Genomic DNA, 5,552 nt, shown 5'->3' on the forward strand with positions numbered 1-5,552 from the left:
TACGTTAAGTCCGGCGGCGTCCTACTCTCCCACAAGGTCCCCCTTGCAGTACCATCGGCGCTGAGAGGCTTAGCTTCCGGGTTCGGAATGTGACCGGGCGTTTCCCTCTCGCTATGACCACCGGAACACTCTCGACCAGATCATACTGTTGGTCTCAAAGCTGTCCCAGCTGCTGCCCCCCGTGAAGAGGGCAGAGCGGTGTATTCAGTTTCGATTCCCGATCGTCTGTCGGGAACCACAAAGTGGACGCGAGCCCGTGCAACAAGTGCACGGAAATCAGTGTGTTATCAAGTCTTCGGCTTATTAGTACCGGTCAGCTCCACGGGTCGTTAGTCCCCGCTTCCACATCCGGCCTATCAACCCAGTAGTCTGCTGGGAGCCTCTCACACTCAAGGTGCATGGAAATCTCATCTCGAAGACGGCTTCCCGCTTAGATGCTTTCAGCGGTTATCCGGTCCGAACGTAGCTAATCAGCGGTGCCCTTGGCAGAACAACTGACACACCAGAGGTTCGTCCATCCCGGTCCTCTCGTACTAGGGATAGATCTTCTCAAATTTCCAACGCGCGCAGCGGATAGGGACCGAACTGTCTCACGACGTTCTAAACCCAGCTCGCGTACCGCTTTAATGGGCGAACAGCCCAACCCTTGGGACCTACTCCAGCCCCAGGATGCGACGAGCCGACATCGAGGTGCCAAACCATGCCGTCGATATGGACTCTTGGGCAAGATCAGCCTGTTATCCCCGAGGTACCTTTTATCCGTTGAGCGACAGCGCTTCCACAAGCCACTGCCGGATCACTAGTCCCGACTTTCGTCCCTGCTCGACCTGTCAGTCTCACAGTCAAGCTCCCTTGTGCACTTACACTCGCCACCTGATTGCCAACCAGGTTGAGGGAACCTTTGGGCGCCTCCGTTACTCTTTGGGAGGCAACCGCCCCAGTTAAACTACCCATCAGGCACTGTCCATGAACCCGATCAGGGTCCTACGTTAGACATCCAAAGTGACCAGAGTGGTATTTCAACAATGACTCCACGAACACTAGCGTGCCCGCTTCACAGTCTCCCACCTATCCTACACAAGCCACTCCGAACACCAATACCAAACTGTAGTAAAGGTCACGGGGTCTTTCCGTCCTGCTGCGCGTAACGAGCATCTTTACTCGTAGTGCAATTTCGCCGAGTTCGCGGTTGAGACAGCTGGGAAGTCGTTACGCCATTCGTGCAGGTCGGAACTTACCCGACAAGGAATTTCGCTACCTTAGGATGGTTATAGTTACCACCGCCGTTTACTGGGGCTTAAATTCAGAGCTTCGCCCAAAGGCTAACCCTTCCTCTTAACCTTCCAGCACCGGGCAGGCGTCAGTCCGTATACATCGTCTTGCGACTTCGCACGGACCTGTGTTTTTAGTAAACAGTCGCTTCCCACTGGTCTCTGCGGCCTTCAACGCTCACGGAGTAAATCCGGTCACGTGTCCGGCCCCCCTTCTCCCGAAGTTACGGGGGCATTTTGCCGAGTTCCTTAACCACGATTCTCTCGATCTCCTTGGTATTCTCTACCTGACCACCTGAGTCGGTTTCGGGTACGGGCGGCTGCAACCTCGCGTCGATGCTTTTCTCGGCAGCATAGGATCACTGATTTCCCCTTACGGGTACGCGTCGGATCTCAGGCACACAGACGACGGATTTGCCTATCGTCAGCCCTACATCCTTACACCAGGTTCACCTTACGGATACCATCGCCTGGCTCAGCTACCTTCCTGCGTCACACCTGTTCATACGCTAACCGCACCAGCATGGGGTCGAGCGTTAGACCGGCCACCATCACCCCGAAGGGATCCGGTTGTACCGGGTTAGGACTCTTAGCACCACTGGATTAGCTTGGGCGGTTGTTCGCCGGTACGGGAATATCAACCCGTTGTCCATCGACTACGCCTGTCGGCCTCGCCTTAGGTCCCGACTTACCCAGGGCGGATTAACCTGGCCCTGGAACCCTTGGTCTTTCGGAGGACGGGTTTCTCACCCGTCTTTCGCTACTCATGCCTGCATTCTCACTCGTGTAGCGTCCACGGCTGGATCACTCCGCCGCTTCACTCGCCACACGACGCTCTCCTACCACTCCGCACGACTGAACCACGAAGGCTTGTCTATAGTGCGAAATCTACAACTTCGGTGGTGTGCTTGAGCCCCGTTACATTGTCGGCGCGGAATCACTTGACCAGTGAGCTATTACGCACTCTTTCAAGGGTGGCTGCTTCTAAGCCAACCTCCTGGTTGTCTGTGCAACTCCACATCCTTTCCCACTTAGCACACGCTTAGGGACCTTAGTTGGTAGTCTGGGTTGTTTCCCTCTCGACGATGAAGCTTATCCCCCACCGTCTCACTGCTGCGCTCTCACTCACCGGCATTCGGAGTTTGGCTGACGTCAGTAACCTGTTGAGGCCCATCGGCCATCCAGTAGCTCTACCTCCGGCGAGAAACACGCAACGCTGCACCTAAATGCATTTCGGAGAGAACCAGCTATCACGAAGTTTGATTGGCCTTTCACCCCTATCCACAGCTCATCCCCTCCATTTTCAACTGAAGTGGGTTCGGTCCTCCACGACGTCTTACCGTCGCTTCAACCTGGCCATGGATAGATCACTTCGCTTCGGGTCTAGAACATGCGACTCAAACGCCCTATTCAGACTCGCTTTCGCTACGGCTGCCCCTCACGGGTTAACCTCGCCACATATCACTAACTCGCAGGCTCATTCTTCAAAAGGCACGCCGTCACCCCTACTAAGGAGGCTCCGACGGTTTGTAAGCAAACGGTTTCAGGTACTATTTCACTCCCCTCCCGGGGTACTTTTCACCTTTCCCTCACGGTACTTGTCCGCTATCGGTCATCTGGGAGTATTTAGGCTTATCAGGTGGTCCTGACAGATTCACACGGGATTTCTCGGGCCCCGTGCTACTTGGGATACACATCCGGCCATAACACCATTTCGTCTACGGGGCTGGCACCCACTACGGCCCGGCTTTCAAACCGGTTCGACTATGATGCGCTGTAACCGTCCCAGTCCGGCAGAACTGAGTGACGTGTCCCACAACCCCGACCATGCAACGCCCGCCGGCTATCACACATGATCGGTTTAGCCTCATCCGCTTTCGCTCGCCACTACTCACGGAATCACATGTTGTTTTCTCTTCCTGTGGGTACTGAGATGTTTCACTTCCCCACGTTCCCTCTACCCGCCCTATATATTCAGGCGGGAGTCACCAGGTCGCAAAACGCCTGGCGGGGTTTCCCCATTCGGAAATCCTCGGATCACAGCTCGATTATCAGCTCCCCGAGGCTTATCGCAGATTTCTACGTCCTTCATCGGCTCCAGATGCCAAGGCATCCACCGTTTGCTCTTAGAAACTTGACCACAAAGATTAAAATTGCGATCCAACGTCACCACACCAACCCAAAGGCTGATCATGGATGACGCGAATCAAAGATGCTCGCGTCCACTGTGTAGTTCTCAACATACGATCGGCACCAGCACTCCCCCACCACAACGGTAGGTTCGCCCTGGCCCGACGAAGGACCCGTAGGCCCAACCCCCACCAACACTCACGCGTCAGCAGGAAGCCTGGTCCCTCAGGACCCAACAACGTGCACCAGCCAGCAGCTCCACCTTCGACCCGTCCCAACCCTGCAAGCAGAGCGTACTGAGGTCGGAAGCATCACTCCCAACTGCACTGTCAATGTTCCACCCATGAGCTACCCGTCGGACACGTTCGGTCCGAATCAGGCGCCTGGACCAGCAACCAACCACCCATGATGAGCGACCAGCACTGACCAGATGCTCCTTAGAAAGGAGGTGATCCAGCCGCACCTTCCGGTACGGCTACCTTGTTACGACTTAGTCCTAATCACCGATCCCACCTTCGACGGCTCCTTCCACAAGGGTTAGGCCACCGGCTTCGGGTGTTACCGACTTTCATGACTTGACGGGCGGTGTGTACAAGGCCCGGGAACGTATTCACCGCAGCGTTGCTGATCTGCGATTACTAGCGACTCCGACTTCATGAGGTCGAGTTGCAGACCTCAATCCGAACTGAGACCGGCTTTTTGGGATTCGCTCCACCTTACGGTATCGCAGCCCTTTGTACCGGCCATTGTAGCATGCGTGAAGCCCAAGACATAAGGGGCATGATGATTTGACGTCATCCCCACCTTCCTCCGAGTTGACCCCGGCAGTCTCCTATGAGTCCCCGGCATAACCCGCTGGCAACATAGAACGAGGGTTGCGCTCGTTGCGGGACTTAACCCAACATCTCACGACACGAGCTGACGACAACCATGCACCACCTGTACACCGACCACAAGGGGGCGACCATCTCTGGCCGTTTCCGGTGTATGTCAAGCCTTGGTAAGGTTCTTCGCGTTGCATCGAATTAATCCGCATGCTCCGCCGCTTGTGCGGGCCCCCGTCAATTCCTTTGAGTTTTAGCCTTGCGGCCGTACTCCCCAGGCGGGGCGCTTAATGCGTTAGCTACGACACAGAAACCGTGGAAAGGTCCCTACATCTAGCGCCCAACGTTTACGGCATGGACTACCAGGGTATCTAATCCTGTTCGCTCCCCATGCTTTCGCTCCTCAGCGTCAGTTACGGCCCAGAGATCTGCCTTCGCCATCGGTGTTCCTCCTGATATCTGCGCATTCCACCGCTACACCAGGAATTCCAATCTCCCCTACCGCACTCTAGTCTGCCCGTACCCACTGCAAGCCCGAGGTTGAGCCTCGGGATTTCACAGCAGACGCGACAAACCGCCTACGAGCTCTTTACGCCCAATAATTCCGGACAACGCTTGCACCCTACGTATTACCGCGGCTGCTGGCACGTAGTTAGCCGGTGCTTTTTCTGCAGGTACCGTCACTTTCGCTTCTTCCCTACTAAAAGAGGTTTACAACCCGAAGGCCGTCATCCCTCACGCGGCGTTGCTGCATCAGGCTTTCGCCCATTGTGCAATATTCCCCACTGCTGCCTCCCGTAGGAGTCTGGGCCGTGTCTCAGTCCCAGTGTGGCCGGTCACCCTCTCAGGCCGGCTACCCGTCGTCGCCTTGGTGAGCCATTACCTCACCAACAAGCTGATAGGCCGCGAGTCCATCCCCAACCAAAAAATCTTTCCACCACCAGACCATGCGGCCAGTGATCATATCCAGTATTAGACGTCGTTTCCAACGCTTATCCCAGAGTCAGGGGCAGGTTACTCACGTGTTACTCACCCGTTCGCCACTAATCCACCCAGCAAGCTGGGCATCATCGTTCGACTTGCATGTGTTAAGCACGCCGCCAGCGTTCGTCCTGAGCCAGGATCAAACTCTCCGTAAAAAAATACAGACCCAACACCCGAAGGCATCAGACCGAGTTGATTCTGACTGTTGACTGTCTACTGACAATCTTCAATCCAAAAGGAATTGCTTCATGACCCGATCGGCAAACCGACCAGGCACGAGGTCAATCAATAAATTGGCATTGACAATGTGCACGCTGTTGAGTTCTCAAGGACCAGACGCACT

At 55.5% G+C, this 5,552-nt stretch carries 3 rRNA genes; all 3 read right to left on the minus strand.

Going from position 1 to position 5,552, the window contains the following annotated elements:
• Positions 1-8 precede the first annotated feature (8 nt).
• A 5S ribosomal RNA gene (gene rrf / locus DEJ35_RS16890) occupies positions 9-125 on the minus strand.
• Positions 126-283: 158 nt separating this feature from the next.
• A 23S ribosomal RNA gene (locus DEJ35_RS16895) occupies positions 284-3,411 on the minus strand.
• 431 nt (positions 3,412-3,842) lie between these two features.
• A 16S ribosomal RNA gene (locus DEJ35_RS16900) occupies positions 3,843-5,364 on the minus strand.
• Together the 16S, 23S and 5S rRNA genes form the textbook arrangement of a ribosomal RNA operon.
• Positions 5,365-5,552: the final 188 nt, after the last annotated feature.

Source organism: Curtobacterium sp. MCPF17_051 (assembly GCF_003234595.1).
Lineage (GTDB): Bacteria > Actinomycetota > Actinomycetes > Actinomycetales > Microbacteriaceae > Curtobacterium > Curtobacterium flaccumfaciens.